General features: G+C 54.4%; 10 protein-coding genes and 1 pseudogene. 5 read left to right on the top strand and 6 right to left on the bottom strand.

What is annotated here, in order from left to right; genetic code table 11:
- Positions 1 to 17 precede the first annotated feature (17 nt).
- The gene (locus GEOBRER4_RS12260; RefSeq protein WP_185242533.1) at positions 18 to 1,388 is read left to right on the top strand and encodes a putative sensor domain DACNV-containing protein; all 1,371 of its coding nucleotides are present in this window, start codon (positions 18 to 20) and stop codon (positions 1,386 to 1,388) included.
- A gap of 6 nt (positions 1,389 to 1,394) precedes the next feature.
- Here the strand turns inward: GEOBRER4_RS12260 and dinB are convergent, their stop codons facing one another.
- Genes dinB through lexA form a run of 3 tightly spaced genes read right to left on the bottom strand, consistent with a single transcriptional unit; the run spans position 1,395 to position 3,492 of the window.
- Positions 1,395 to 2,624: a DNA polymerase IV gene (gene dinB / locus GEOBRER4_RS12255; RefSeq protein WP_185242532.1), complete on the bottom strand. Its 1,230-nt coding sequence runs from the start codon at positions 2,622 to 2,624 to the stop codon at positions 1,395 to 1,397.
- A gap of 12 nt (positions 2,625 to 2,636) precedes the next feature.
- Complete coding sequence (locus GEOBRER4_RS12250; RefSeq protein ID WP_185242531.1) at positions 2,637 to 2,882, bottom strand: hypothetical protein; 246 nt, start codon at positions 2,880 to 2,882, stop codon at positions 2,637 to 2,639.
- 4 nt (positions 2,883 to 2,886) lie between these two features.
- A complete protein-coding gene (lexA, locus tag GEOBRER4_RS12245) occupies positions 2,887 to 3,492 on the bottom strand; it encodes a transcriptional repressor LexA (protein ID WP_185242530.1) in 606 nt (201 codons plus the stop codon).
- 174 nt (positions 3,493 to 3,666) lie between these two features.
- Between lexA and GEOBRER4_RS12240 the strand changes: the two genes are divergently transcribed.
- Positions 3,667 to 5,043, top strand: a complete 1,377-nt coding sequence (locus GEOBRER4_RS12240) for a porin (RefSeq protein WP_226377778.1) — start codon at positions 3,667 to 3,669, stop codon at positions 5,041 to 5,043.
- 194 nt (positions 5,044 to 5,237) lie between these two features.
- Here the strand turns inward: GEOBRER4_RS12240 and GEOBRER4_RS12235 are convergent.
- A pseudogene (locus tag GEOBRER4_RS12235) lies at positions 5,238 to 5,854 on the bottom strand (ChaN family lipoprotein).
- 231 nt (positions 5,855 to 6,085) lie between these two features.
- On the opposite strand from GEOBRER4_RS12235, the gene GEOBRER4_RS12230 reads away from it, so the two are divergent.
- Both GEOBRER4_RS12230 and GEOBRER4_RS12225 read left to right on the top strand, forming a co-directional pair.
- Positions 6,086 to 8,137 (top strand): M1 family metallopeptidase, encoded by a 2,052-nt coding sequence (locus GEOBRER4_RS12230; RefSeq protein WP_226377777.1) that lies wholly within the window; start codon positions 6,086 to 6,088, stop codon positions 8,135 to 8,137.
- Positions 8,138 to 8,415: 278 nt separating this feature from the next.
- Positions 8,416 to 8,625, top strand: a complete 210-nt coding sequence (locus GEOBRER4_RS12225; protein WP_185242529.1) for a GSU3473 family protein — start codon at positions 8,416 to 8,418, stop codon at positions 8,623 to 8,625.
- A 322-nt stretch (positions 8,626 to 8,947) separates the two neighbouring features.
- Here GEOBRER4_RS12225 and GEOBRER4_RS12220 read toward each other — a convergent pair whose 3' ends face one another.
- Both GEOBRER4_RS12220 and GEOBRER4_RS12215 read right to left on the bottom strand, forming a co-directional pair.
- Positions 8,948 to 9,658, bottom strand: a complete 711-nt coding sequence (locus tag GEOBRER4_RS12220; RefSeq protein WP_185242528.1) for a CAAX prenyl protease-related protein — start codon at positions 9,656 to 9,658, stop codon at positions 8,948 to 8,950.
- 181 nt (positions 9,659 to 9,839) lie between these two features.
- A complete protein-coding gene (locus tag GEOBRER4_RS12215) occupies positions 9,840 to 10,538 on the bottom strand; it encodes a PEP-CTERM sorting domain-containing protein (protein ID WP_185242527.1) in 699 nt (232 codons plus the stop codon).
- 784 nt (positions 10,539 to 11,322) lie between these two features.
- On the opposite strand from GEOBRER4_RS12215, the gene prsT reads away from it, so the two are divergent.
- Positions 11,323 to 13,971, top strand: coding sequence for an XrtA/PEP-CTERM system TPR-repeat protein PrsT (gene prsT, locus GEOBRER4_RS12210; RefSeq protein ID WP_185242526.1), 2,649 nt, complete (start codon positions 11,323 to 11,325; stop codon positions 13,969 to 13,971).
- Positions 13,972 to 13,975: the final 4 nt, after the last annotated feature.

Below are 13,975 nucleotides of genomic sequence, written 5' to 3'. Positions count from 1 at the left end.
AGGCTGGGGAGAGGAGAATGAATAAGATAAAGGAATCGCTCACGCGCACCCCATCGCCGTTTGGTCACAGTTATCCGAGAGACCTGGTCTCCTTCATCTTCGAGCGCTGGGAGGATGAAGCTTTCGTGGCGCGCCTTTGCCGGGAAGAGGGGGGGGAGTTCCAGCTTCCGGACCGGGGGACACTGGAACAGGTGATCTCGACCTGCTACCAGGCGAGTCTTTTGCGGGAAGAAGAGCGACCGGTGATGTTTCGACTCATCATAAGGGACTCCTACCTGTTCGCCGCCAATGAAGGGCCGCCCACCGGGATGCATCGACTGATCTTCTCCAGGACCCGTCCCTTTAACGAGTACGAATTGCACCGTCTGGCGCCGGCGGCTGATTTTTACCGTACCTTGATCGGGATCTTCGTTGAGCCGGCGCTGGGTGCCCAGATCTGGGGGCTGCTGCATTCCGGGACCCGCTGGATGCACGCGGTCTACGGCGGGAGGAAGACTTCGCCTCCCATGCCGTTGAGCCTGGTGGTGTACGTTACCGGCCCCGGGCAGATCTCAGTCTGTATTGGAGACAACATCATAGCGTCTTTGAACGGTGGACAGATCAACTGCCCCACGCTCGACGTCTTCAACTCGAAATGGCTCAATACAAGCCTTGGCGCTCTCAACGCGGAGACTTGGGCTCTGCACCAGGCCGCTCGCGTCCGCACTGAACGCGCTTGGGCAGAGTTGGACCCGGAATTCGGCAGCAGCATAGGGCAACAGGCCATACGGCGGATCATCAGCGTGATCAGAAACTCGAACCATGGTGGCCTGCTGGTTTACCTTCCTCCTGAGATGGCAGAGGAGATTCTGGAGGAAAATCCTTACCTGACCCTCAAATACCAGTTCCTGGAGTACGATTCCAGGCAGCGCTTCCTGAGCCTGACCCTGCGAATCATGAATACCTTGGCTGAGATCCACGGGGACCCAGATGCTCCAGAAAAACAGGTGGGGTGGCAAGAGTACGTAAACAGCAAGAACGAGAACATAGCCCTTCTGGACGAGGCCATTTTCGATGTCGCACATTTCATAGCCGCGCTTTCCGCAGTCGACGGCGCTGTGGTGATAACCAAAAGGCAGGAACTTCTAGGTTTCGGCGGGGTGATCTCCGGTGATCTGGACAGCGTAGGCATGGTGGCGCACGCACTTGATACGGAAGGGGAGCAGTCCGAGCCGGTCCTAAGCGAGGGTGTCGGGACCCGCCACCGGGCGGCCTACCGTCTGTGTCAGAAGCTGCATCAGGCTATAGCCATAGTGATCTCGCAGGATGAGAGCGTACAGATAGTGAAGTGGCATAACGGCATGGTCACCTATTGGGACCAAGTGCCGACGGGGGTGCCGGGGTTCTGACAGGGATCAGTCGGCGTCGACGTTCCTGACGCCTTCCGGCCTCCACGCGGGCGAGATCACCTTCGCCCCTTTTTCTTTGCCGATAAGGCTCCCAAAGGTGACGGCGAAATCTCCGAACTTGTTATTCACATCGTCCATGGCGCTCGCAACGAGCGCCTTTTTGCGTTCCTCGGCAAAAAGCGGCAACTGTTCGGTGTGGTGTCTCAGGTTGGTGATCTTAACGCCCAGGAGCCGGACCGGTTGCGTCAGGTCCAGGGTGTCCAGGATCTTCACCGCAGCCCGGTAGATCTCCTCGCTGTTGTTGGTGTAGTCTCCGCGGCTTTGCTGCTTGGAGAATGTGGTGAAGTCGGCATAGCGGACGGTGAGAGTGACGGTTCGACCAGTAACCTGGTACTTCCTGGCGCGCCTTCCCACCATCTCTGAGAGCTGCAGCAGTTGGAGCAGAATCTCGCTGCGGTCCGTTATGTCGCGGTCCAAGGTGGTACTGTGGCCGACGCTTTTGACCTCTTCTGCCTCGTCTTCAGGGACAACAGGCGAGTCATCCACCCCGAGCCCCATGAAATGAAGCCTTTCCCCGGTTACGCCGAAATGCTTCCTCAGTGTCTCGACCGGAAACCTCCCGAGTTCTCCACAGGTCTTGATGCCGAATTTGGTCAAGTGCTGCTGCATCTTCGCGCCGATGCCGCAAAGCGCCTGGATCGGCAGGCGTTCCATTACCTGGGCCACCTTTTCCGGCTCGATTATGGTCAGTCCGTCGGGCTTTTGCATGTCGGAGGCAAGCTTGGCCAGCAGTTTGTTCGGGGCTATCCCCACCGAGCAGGTGAGGCCGAAACGTTCCCTGATCTGCAGCTTGATGAGATGGGCGATCTTCTCTGCGGAGCCGAAGAGCGAGAGGCTTGCGGTGACGTCTAGGAATGCTTCGTCTATGGAGAATACCTCTACCTGCGGGGTGTACTGCCGCATGATGGCGATAATCTGCTTCGAGGTGTAGCTGTATTTGCGGTTGTTGCCGACCACGAAGATGAGCTGGGGGCATTTTTGGCGTGCCTCCCAGCTGTTCATGCCGGTCTTGACCCCGAAAGCGCGCGCTTCATAGGAACAGGTGGTGATAATGGTTCGCTTTGCCGCACCTATCACGGCGACGGGCTTGCCTGAAAGCGCCGGGTTCGACTGCTGTTCCACCGAGGCGAAGAAGGCGTTCATATCGATGTGTAGGATGATGCGGTTTTGTTCCAAGTCTCGATCCGGCTACTGCGCCTCGACTCCCACCAATGTCCAGCTCTGATCGGAGGTGTCGAACATGAGCTCAAAGAGATTGCTGCCGTCGCTTACCGCGAAGTGCAGCCGCGTCGCGGCGCCGAGGGAGTCCTTCCAGAAGTAGGAGGTCGCGGCAATCGCGTGCTTGCGGCAGCGCCACTCGAACCATACCGGCTTGATCTGTGTCCCGGGAGTGAAGATAGCGGCGACTCTGATGCTTTCGGCAACGGGCTGCATCAAACTACTCCATCTGCCGGTAGATGCCAACAACTTTCCCCACTATGGAAACCTCCTGCTTGCCCTTCTCGATGATGATCGGCTCGTAGTTCGGGTTCTCCGGCTGCAGCCTGATGCGGTCCGCTTCACGGTAGAACCTTTTCAACGTCGCCTCCCCCTCCACCATGGCCACGACTATGTCGCGGTTGGAGGCATGGGGTTGAGGGCGAACCAGGGCGAGGTCCCCTTCCACGATGTGGGCATGGACCATCGAGTCTCCCTTGACCCGCAGAAAGAAAGCCCCACCCGACGCCAGCTGGGAGCGGTCAATGGCGAAGTGCCCTTCGATATCCTCTATGGCCGGATGCAGCAGACCAGCGCGCACCACTCCGACAATGGGGAGGCTTGCGGCCTGGTTTTGGTGGCACAGGGTTATCCCCCTCGTACTTCCCTCTTGTCGACGCAGGTATCCTTTCTTCTCCAAGGCTTCCAGATGCTTCATCACTCCCAGTGTCCCCGAGATGCCGAGCTTCGTTGCGATCTCGCGCAGGGTAGGGGGGTAGCCGTACGTCTCCTGATGCTGCGTGATGATCCGAAGCACCTCTGTTTGTCTTTCCGTTAGCTGTTCCATGGGTATCCTCCCTTGGTTTACTTATGGTAACCATAGCAGATGACAACCATGCGTTGTCAAGTCGCAAAATGCCCCTTTGTGGCCGGTGCGTTAGTTTTTCTTGAGCAACAGGATTTATCCATTATAGTGTAGCGTGTTCACGGTTCAGGAGCTGACTTCAGGTGGAGGGAAAACATGCGTAAAGCCGAAAGCTTCCTAAAGATGGCAGCAGCGGCGCTCCAAATGGAAAAGACGAGCGGATACGGTGGCTTTGGCAGGCGTCAAAACAGCTCGTGCTCGGCTTCGCCAATCAGGGGGGGCACCCTGATCAGCATGGCGCTGTTGTTTTTCCTCACTCTATCTACGCCTTGTGCGGTTTGTGTCCGCGCGGACGACAGCTCTTCGATTTACCATACTCCTCTTGCAGGAGAGCCAGGCGAAGTGGTCTTCATGGGTGAGAAAGTCGCCATCCCTCCGCTTGATCGCAGCGATATGACCTCCATCACCCTTGGGGCATCGTTACTCACCCCGCAACAGGGGGGGACCACTGCTTTGCCGGTGGCTGTTTTCTACCACCGCCGTATCAAGGAACATTACCGCGCCCGCTATACGGTCAGCCTCTTTGTGAATGAACTGGAGTACGACAAGAACCTTGGGGGTGTCGAACTCGTCACCCACTTCGAGAACTACACACTCCCGGTGCAGCAAAGCGAGGTGCTTGAAGGCGCGGAAATGAAGGGGACTTCTCTTTACTGGGGAACGCTCCTGGGCTCGATGGGGGTGGGGTGGCGAATTCCGGTGCACCCGTTGGAGGTGGATAATGACCTGCGACTGCAACTGCTGGGACGGGTAGGATATTTTTATGCCAAGTTGGGTAGTGACACGGCGGCTGACCTCTCAGTCCCCAGCGACACCATGCTCTATGGCGCCAGGGGGCGCGTTCACTATGATACGATGCGCCGCAACCTGCTGGAACTGCCGCACAAAGGATTTGCCGCAGGAGGGGATCTGGACTTTATGCATCGGGACAGGTGGAGTGATCAATCAGCTACCGCGACGCTTGATGGAAACCGCAACTACCTGCAGCTTAGCGGCTACCTTGCCGGTGCCGCGGGCATTCCGGGCCGGTCGGAGCGGGATCGCCTCATCTACTGTGCATATGCCGGTCATACCTTCAACAACAACGGGGACAGGTTTAACGCCTTTCGCCTTAATGGAGCCTCTTTTCCGAGTGAAGCCGACGATGTGGTGCGTCCTCACTACACCGGCATCATCTACGACAATATACCGGTGACCTCCTATGCCACTGTATCCGCAGGATACCGCCGGGAGCTTACCTTCTTTCTTTACCTGAGCCTTTATGGGTCCTACATCTGGGCCGACCGTGCCACAGTTGAGGGAGGAAACCGCGTGGTTTTCCGAGACAAGGAAGCAGGCGCGGGTACCATCACCCTCGATAGCGCTTTCTTGTGGGATTCCTCCTTTTACCTCGCGTATACGTGGGAGTCGGGTATGATTCGGAACGGTCGGTCTGGCGGGGGGTACACGGTGATGTGGAACAAACTCTTCTGATGTTTTTACCGCGTGGGATTCCCTGCTAAGGAAATGGTAACGGGAATAGGGTATTGCTGCCGTGCAGGACATAGCCCAGGCCCCTTGCCTTCATAGGCGCAGGGTAGAGGCCTTTCCCCTTTTACTGTGACGGCAGTTGGACAAGGTAGTCTATCAGGTCGGCAGTTCCCTTTCCGCCGCTGAACTCCTGAATCTCAGGCAACTACGCTGCTCAGCTTGTTGCCCTTTCGGTCCAGCTGTTCGGGGACTGCGTTTTTGATGGCATGCCAAATCCCGGCGAGAACTACCATTCTTGTTTTTGGGTGTTGTCCCACGTACTGCGCGAGGTTCATCGCCATGCCGCTGTTGCGCAGTGTCTGTGCTTCAACGCCCGCTTTAAAAATTCGGTGTGCGTGTTGTTGAGATCGGCGTTGGTGCCCGGGGGCAGGTTTTTAATTTCCTCCTTGCTTAACGCCTTGTACCCCTGTCGTGAGACTTTTACCACTATCTCCTTGGGGACGTTCAGCGCGATCAGGGGGATCTTGTTGTCCCGTGCAAAGATGAAGATGTCGCGGTACAGGCGCCAGTCGTAGGACCAGTTCTGCGCGAATACAGGCTGGAACTGCTCCTCTGTCATTTTGCCGCTGACCCAGTCATCGAGTTGCTGCTGGCTGTTGGACTGCATTACCTCCAGCCCGATCGCCATCGGTTGTTTTTTGTCCTGAAGCGAACGTATTATCGACAGTTGCAAATCGTGGACGGCAGGTTTGTCATGGACCTCTCCTATCAGTACCAGATCAACTGCTTCTGCCTTTGCCGTTAACTGTTGCATGGTGACCGTCTGGTGATCGCTCACTCGGGTTATGGCACCTGCATGGGCCTGGGCGGAAAAAAACAGGCATAAAAGCAGGAGTACTGGTATACGAAACGTTTTGGACATCTGCATTCTCCCCTTGGGTATGGCGTCGAAAAGGAAACTGCAGAGCTGTTCGAGAAAAAGGTAAAAACGTCCCGCCGCAGGAGCTTGCGGCTGCCCGGAAGGTGCATAAGTAAAGGGGGGAGTGTGAGATTTTCATTGATCTATGGTGCTATGGTTCTCTTTGTAATGGCTGGGGGAGGGGGGGCTGGCGCTGCCGAACTGGGGCCACGGGTGAAGGTGCAGGAGATTTCCATCTCGCTGGAGCCTGAGCGCCACTTGGTAACGGGGCAGAGCGACGTTATTTTCGACCATGGTGCCGATCGGGTTTCGCTGGATTTGGCTGCAACGGCGCAAGTAGAGTCAGTTCGCGCCGCTGGCAAAGAAATCCCCTTCAACTTTGCGCGGGGGAAACTCGTTTTGGATCTCCCTGAAGGGGACAGCTTAAAAGTAACGGTCTACTATCGGGCCGAGTTCAACGATCCCGTTTCTCGAAGCCCTGCGGCAAGTGAGGATCCAAGTTACGGTGTCAATGCTGCGATCACTGCAGGGGGGACTTTTCTGGGTGGCGCGTCGCACTGGTACCCCGTTCCGGCGCAGGTGCCTCTGAGCCGCAAAATCACCATAACCGCACCGGCTGGCATAGAGGGCATCACCAACGGAGCCAGGGTGCTCAGGGAAACATCAGGGAAAGTGACTAAGTCAGTCTGGCAGGAGTCCCGGCCGGTTGGGGTGCCATCTGTCAGTGCCGGGCCATACCTCGTCGAGGAGAGGCAGGTATCTGGTGTCAGGCTTTACAGCTACCTATACCGCAGCAACGCCAATTTGGCGCCTCGTTACCTGGAGGCGGCGGCGAAATACCTGTCCTTTTATCAGGACCTCATTGGTCCCTATCCTTTTGAAAAGTTTGCGATCGTGGAAAACTTTTTCCCGACGGGGTATGGTTTCCCCTCCTTTACGCTTCTCGGTGGGGCTGTGATCAGACTTCCCTTCATCGCCGACACCAGTCTTCCCCATGAGATAGCGCATTCTTGGTGGGGTAACGGGATAGACGTCGACCTGAGTCAGGGGAACTGGTGCGAGGGGCTCGTCACCTATCTCGCAGATTACCTGCTAAAGGAGCGCAGGTCACCAGCCGAGGCGTTGGAATACCGCAAACAACTCCTGATCGACTACGCCTCGCTGGTTAATGCTGAAAACGATTTTCCCCTCACAAGTTTTGTCAGTCGCAACGATCCTGCTTCCCGGGCAATAGGTTACGGCAAAGGAGCGATGCTGTTTCACATGATCCGTTCTGAAATAGGTGATGATGCGTTTTTCAATGCCCTGCGGGCATTAGCTCGCGACCGCATGTATGCTTCGGCTTCCTGGCGGGATATTGTTGCCGCGTTCTCACGTAGTGCTGGCCGTGACCTTCATCATTGGCTTGAGCCGTGGCTGTCCCGCCCTGGTGGACCACGTCTTTCACTTGCACAGGTGGAGAAGAAACGCCAGGGGGATGGATGGCTGGTGACCGGAACCGTCTTGCAGCCATCTCCTCCATTCGAGGTACGATTGCCGCTACGGCTTGAGATGGAGAGCGGAGCAATTGAAAAGGTGGTGCCGGTGCCAGATCAAAATGCAACCAGGTTTGCCGTATTCACGTCTGCACGACCAAAGCGGATCCATCTTGACCCTGCTGCCTCAATTTTTCGAATAATTTCCCCAACAGAGATCCCTGCTACCGTAAACAGCTTAAAAGGGTCAACGTCGCTACTCGGTGTCATTACACAAGATTGCCAGGTGCAACCCGAGATATTTAAGGCGATGCTCGCATCGCTTTCCCAAGGTGACGCGCGAGTAATGGTAGAATCCGCCTTGGACCAGGACCAGGCTGCTTCACACGATGTCGTCTTTTGCGGAAAGCCACAGAGGTTGTCTCTGCCTTCCATTCCTCCGGAAGTAGAAACAGCCTATGAGTCAGCAATTGCAGTCGCAGGCGGGGACACCCTTCTTTTCGTGGTGCTAAAACGGCCTTCCACGGAAAGAGGAGTTGTCGCGTTGTTTCAGCCGGAAACAGTTGAATCAGCTAAAAAATATGCGTGGAAAATTACCCATTATGGCAAATATGGTTTTGTCATTTTTTCTGCTGGCGCCATTCAATCCAAGGGGACCGGTAACGCAACCGGAGAAGGTGGCGTAGTAGACTTATCAGACTAAACCTGCAACAGGCTTAGCGAGTGCTCTCTCTGTAGATCCCACTGTCTTCCTATCGAGGTGGGCGGCCACCATTTCTGTCTTACCGCATCATTTGGTTGACCTTGCGGCGCAAAGTATGAGATCGCGATCAGAACCGGTCATTGAAGCGCGATCTATGACCTTTGGCTTACGTTTAGTATGTCGAAGCTGGCCCAGTTACGACCCCTATGGGGCCTGATATTTGCATTATGGTTTGCGTCTTTTTAGAATGGTTACACTGGCGGGTTGAGGAGGGGCGCATGCTTGTTCAGGTGAATTGGACAAACAATCGTTACGACTACGTGAATGATTACATGCTTGACAGTCTGATAGAGGCTGGAGTTGTCGCCAGATTCCTTCGCTCCACAGGTTGGGTCACCGTCGGCGTTGATCCCATCCGCTCCGCAAACCACCCCCAGATGTATAACGGTCCCGAGAGAAGAATGTTCGGTGAGTGCAACACCCAGTGATGCCAAGCGCATGTCGGATCCTTTTACAACGATCTCACAGACGTGTCGGCTTCTTTTACAGCTTCGAGTATGCAGTGCCCTCCACCGATGTTTCCATCTAACTCCTGTTATGTGTCAGGACCTTGATGAGGTACTGGCTGATTCTGAATTAATGAAACTATACCTGTATCGGTTCTAGAGTCGCTTTCAGTCGAGCGTGACGCCAGCAACCTTGTCAGACTTCTCACCACTTCCAGAATGGTACGGCATAATCTGTGGTTCAGAAACTTAAACTGCTACAGTTCACTCAACCCCAGCTTTAACCGTAATCCCGAGCATCCCTTCACCAGAAATACCATTTGCCAGTGTAGAGCACATAGCAGGCGAGGGCAAGGTTGGTGATGGCGTGTGCCAACACGCATTGCACAATGCTTCTTGTCTTGTACACTATCAGGCTGTAAATAACGCCGGCTATCATGCCTGCCACAAAAAAATGATGTTCCAACCCGAACAAAACTGTGGAGATGATGAAGGAACTCCAGGTGAAGGAACCGATAGGAATGGACTCGAAGTCAGTGTCCACTAGGTAGCGTAACAGGAAAGACCTCCAGAAGATTTCCTCCATTAGAGGCACGACAAATACGGCGCCGCCAAACCTAAATGCCGTCATTACTACCCTCACTGCTCCGTCCGAGAGCATTGTTGGATTGAAACCTGGGGCGGGGGTAAGCGTGACGGCCCAATCCGCGGATATCCAAATGACGAAAGTTAAAATACCCAATACTACGACACAGACTGTGCTCCTCAGTTGCCAAAGATCCTGGAAGCGCAGTTCATGATAACGACTTAAGAACTTGTATAACAGAAACCCAACAGTGACAGTTTTCACAGGATACAGGTAGTACAACAGTGTGACAGGAAGATTCAGCCAATGCTGTTGTGCTGCAAACCGTATGGCCTCTTCTACTGCGATGAATGCCATGAACATGGCGAACGGCGCTGTACGTTGGAAGGTGGCAGAGTTAAGTCGCCCAAGAAACCGGCTATCTGTCATGATTGTCCTTTTTAAACCTGAGTTTGCCCCGTACTCTTGCAGAAGAGGGGTGTCGGGATATTTTACAGCTACTGTTGGGTGTCGGTTTTTTTTACAAGGCATGTATCGTTAATGCAACTGATTTAGGTAAAAAAAAGGCGGCACTAAAGAGTGCCGCCATCACAGCTGGTTGCCTGGCGTCCTAAACGTTTTTCCTTCGTTTGCAGTAGATAGCAAGGCTAAGAAATCCTGCACCGAGCAGTACCATGGTTGCAGGTTCCGGAGTGGGGATGATGTTTACTGCAGCGTCGAAACTTGAGGTTCCTGGATTACGCCCAAAATCTATAGTCACGACTTCGCTAATGGTGAAGGGGTTTGCCAGATCCACCAATGCATTATCCTCTGCTTTGAACGACATCCCAGAGCCTATCAAGGATAGTCCTGGGAGCTGATTTGTATCAGTGCCATTCGTGCTGTAAGTTATGGTGTTGGTGATTTCGTCGCCTTTTTGGATGGCGCCACCGATCCCATACTGCATGATGGCATTCGGCGATAAGTCAGATCTCAGATTCGGTAACGACAGGCCAGAATCAGTCAGTATGAATGTGAGGGATCCTCCCGGTGCGGTTGATGTGAAAGCAGCACTCAGATGAAGGGCTTGTGGCCAAGAAATGTAAGGGTGGCTGAATCCCAGGGCTGTATCAACTGTTATCAAGTAGTTGCCTACAATCATATCATAGACTCTAATCTTGCCTTCCGTGGAACTCATGTCGCCGGCTTGGCCGTCTGTGATTGTCTTGGAGTCAGTTCCGCTTGTAACTGTTAAGGTGAGCGCTTGTGCCGTGGTTCCGACTCCTAACATCAACATCACACCTGCCAGGATTGCAGCCATGCGTTTCATAGTAATTTCTCCTTTATTGACACTCGCTATCGAATTCGCTAAGACGTGGATGCGGTGTTTCTGCAATAGGGGTACCAACCTCGTCAACGTGCCAGAATGCCGATGTTTATGCACAAAGGTGGTCTGGAAGAGGAGTTGTGTGTAAAAAAAACCGACAGTGTCGGGCTGGGAGCGAAGGCAAAGCTATATCAATCTGCAGGCTCTTTTAACTAAGGGGGGTGCACCTCTTTGGAGGAATTGTGGAAAATACATATGAGGGAGTAATATGCCCCACGCGAGCAACTACCTCGGTATTTCTGGCTAAAATTCAGAGAGTTAATCAAAACTCTTCATCATCTGTACCTGCAAAAAACTGCGGACACATGCCACTTGCAAAATTCCCAAACTTGGCGCACAACGCGTTTCAGCTCTCATCGGGCTTATGCTGGCACGCGAGATGCTACCAGACGAGGTTCGGCTAGGACCGAGATTGCTGCTGACGTCACCTTTAACATAAGTTGAAAATAGATAATTTGAACTTGCCAATGATTTGATTTTATCGATTGTGCAGCCAACTTAGCTACTGTAGTCGCTCGATGTCCCGATGCTAACAACATCCTATGTCTTGGGGGCCGCTTATGGCAACTCGTTGTTTTACCGGGTATAAGTGGGGCAATTCCACCTAGTCGAATCAAAAAATTAACTTGATAATTAGAGCCCCTTCTGTTAAGAAACCCGACAGCAACCTTTAATATTGTTTCTCTAGCAGAAGTTTTCAACTTTCGGCTATCTCCGAGGTGTAATTATGCTGAAGAAGTTTTCTCTCGTGTTGGTCATACTGCTTACCTGCATTGGATGCGACAGCAAGACGAAAGAGTCCCTTTACAACGAGGGGGTGCAACAATTAGAGGTTTCAAATCCCGGTGCAGCAATTGTCTTTTTCAAGAACGCGCTGGAAAAAGACGGAAACTACTTAGACGCACGTTTCCAACTGGCCAAGGCATACGCCGCTCTTGGAAAGTATGAACAGGCTGAAAAGGAGTTCACCAAAGTCCTTACACAGAATCCGTCCCGTGACGAGGTGCTGCTGGAACTGGCTAGGCTGAACAACGCGGCAGGAAAAGGTGACCTGAGTTTCGGATATGCAACCCAATACCTCTCAAGACATCCAGGAACGGTCGAGGGGCTTGAGGCAGCTGGAATTTCCTGTCTAGTTCAGAAAAAGTATCAGGACGCGCGCCAGTACCTGATCCAGGCACTCAACGTCGATCCTTCCCGGAGTACGACTAAACTTAAGTTAGCCTCCGTTGATATGGCCACGGGAGACATTGAAAAGGCCAAGGCGCTCCTGAACGAGGTAGCTCAGGCCGACCAGAAAAATTTCAAGGCGCTCTACATGCTGGCAGCGATAGAGAACAGCTCGGGCCATGGCGAGAGGGCAGCCACCCTGTACCAGAGAATTTTGCAACTGGATCAGAACCAGATCAACGCCCAATACAAGCTGGGGCTGTTGCTATTGGAGAAGGGAGAGGTGGACAAGGCGGACCAAAGTGCCGATCAGATGATCAAGACTTTCCCCAGTAAGGGGGATGGATATCGCTTGAAAGGATTGGCCGCGTTCTATCGCAAGAAGTTCGACGAGGCTATCACCTCGCTGCAGCAGTCTGTGAAGCTCTCTCCGACCCTTGAGGCGTATCACTTCTTGGGGCTTAGCTACTACAGCAAGGGCGAGTTGGAGAATGCCCTGAGCCAGTTCCGCGTAGTCCTGGACCGGGTGCCTGAAGCGCGCAAGTCGAGGCTGATGACCGCACAGACCCTGCTGGCGCAAAAACGTACTGAGGACGGCATAACCGAGATCAAGAAAGTTTTGGCTTCCGACGACAAAGACGCTTTGGCTCACAACCTTCTGGGAGGGGCCTACATGTCACAGGGGCTCTTCGAGGATGGGATGCGAGAGCTGAACCTCGCGACGAAACTCGATCCAAAGATGGTAAATGCCCACCTCAAGAAGGGTGCTTTTTACTTCAGCAAGGGAAGGTATGCCGAAGGGGAAACCGAGCTTGCCACCGCCGTTCAAGCCGCTCCCGACGCGCAAAACAACCGGCTTCTCCTTGCCTCCTATTACCAGAGTCAGAAAAAAACTGCCAAGGCGCTTTCCACTTTGCAGTCCGGCCTGAAAGGTGGCAAGACGGATGCCCCGCTTTATAATGCCATCGCATCACTGCAGCTTTCCGCAGGGAAGAAAGCGGAGGGGATCAAGACTCTGGAGCAGGCCAAACAGGTTGATCCAGCGTTTGCCGCAACCTACCAGAACCTGGCCGGCGTTTATGCCGCAACCGGCGACTATCCCCGCGCCATGGCAGAGCTAAACCAGTTGCTGGCCCGCAATCCCGGGAACCTGCGCGCCCTGCTAGGATTGGCAGCGTTGAGCGACATCAGTGGCAAAGAGGCGGACGCAGTCGCCTATTACCAGAAGGCAACCCAGACCAAGGCACCGGAAGCGTTCCTGGCCCTGGCCGGCTACCATCAGAAAAAAGGCAATACCGCGAAGGCTATCGCCGTTTTGGACGAGGAGATAAAACTTGATCCTCGCGCCATTTCAGCTCTCGAAGCAAAAGGACGCATCCTGGCGTCCCAGAAGGAATACCAGAAGGCCCTCAAGGTATTCGACCAGGTCGAGGCCCTGAATGAGGAGCGTGGCGTCGCCCTGAAGATCGGCGCATACGTCGCGATGAACGACTCCTCCAAGGCCATCGAGCAGGCAGGGCGTCTCATCGCCAAGCGCCCCGGCTCCAGCCAGGGTTACCTGCTCCTGGCCACGGTGCACCAAAGCCTGAAGAACATTCCAGCCGCTATCAACGAGGTCAATAAGGCGATCCGCGCCGATGCAAAGAGCGTGGAGGCTCGGGTCGCCCTCGGAAACCTGTACCAGGCGACCAAGGAATACGACAAGGCGCTTGCTTCCTACCAGTATGCGCAGAGGCTAAATCCTGATTCCGTAGCGGCCCAGTTCGCCATCGCAGCCTTTTACGACGTAACAGGTAATAAGAAGCAGGCGGTGGGAAATTACCGCGCCGTGCTGCAAAAAAACGACAGTTACGTGCCTGCTCTAAACAATCTCGCCTACCTGTGTGCCGACGGCTACGGCAGCAAGGAGGAAGCCCTGCGACTTGCCATCAACGCTTTCAAGTTGCAGCCGGGTAACCCAGGCGTCATGGACACAGTCGGCTACGCTCTCGCCAAGAACGGCCGCAGCGCAGATGCCGTGAAGGTTATGGAGCGCGCCGCAGCGCTGCTTCCTAACGACCCTACGGTACGCTACCACCTGGGGCTCGCCTATTATCTTGCCGGGGACAAGGCCAAGAGCGAACAGGCGCTGCAGAAATCGCTCTCCCTTGGGCAGTCGCCAGACGCCAAGGCAGCACAGACGCTCCTTTCCCAGTTGAAGAGATAGACTC

The organism is Citrifermentans bremense (genome assembly GCF_014218275.1).
Classification (GTDB): domain Bacteria; phylum Desulfobacterota; class Desulfuromonadia; order Geobacterales; family Geobacteraceae; genus Geomonas; species Geomonas pelophila.
This window is presented reverse-complemented; position numbering and strand designations above follow the sequence as displayed.

What these genes read in the sequence shown, in the direction of transcription:
- prsT (WP_185242526.1), top strand. Translation starts at nt 11,323, where the DNA reads ATGCTGAAGAAGTTTTCTCTCGTGTTGGTCATACTGCTTACCTGCATT.
- GEOBRER4_RS12215 (WP_185242527.1), bottom strand. Translation starts at nt 10,538, where the DNA reads ATGAAACGCATGGCTGCAATCCTGGCAGGTGTGATGTTGATGTTAGGA.
- GEOBRER4_RS12220 (WP_185242528.1), bottom strand. Translation starts at nt 9,658, where the DNA reads ATGACAGATAGCCGGTTTCTTGGGCGACTTAACTCTGCCACCTTCCAA.
- GEOBRER4_RS12225 (WP_185242529.1), top strand. Translation starts at nt 8,416, where the DNA reads ATGCTTGTTCAGGTGAATTGGACAAACAATCGTTACGACTACGTGAAT.
- GEOBRER4_RS12260 (WP_185242533.1), top strand. Translation starts at nt 18, where the DNA reads ATGAATAAGATAAAGGAATCGCTCACGCGCACCCCATCGCCGTTTGGT.
- lexA (WP_185242530.1), bottom strand. Translation starts at nt 3,492, where the DNA reads ATGGAACAGCTAACGGAAAGACAAACAGAGGTGCTTCGGATCATCACG.
- GEOBRER4_RS12240 (WP_226377778.1), top strand. Translation starts at nt 3,667, where the DNA reads ATGCGTAAAGCCGAAAGCTTCCTAAAGATGGCAGCAGCGGCGCTCCAA.
- GEOBRER4_RS12250 (WP_185242531.1), bottom strand. Translation starts at nt 2,882, where the DNA reads ATGCAGCCCGTTGCCGAAAGCATCAGAGTCGCCGCTATCTTCACTCCC.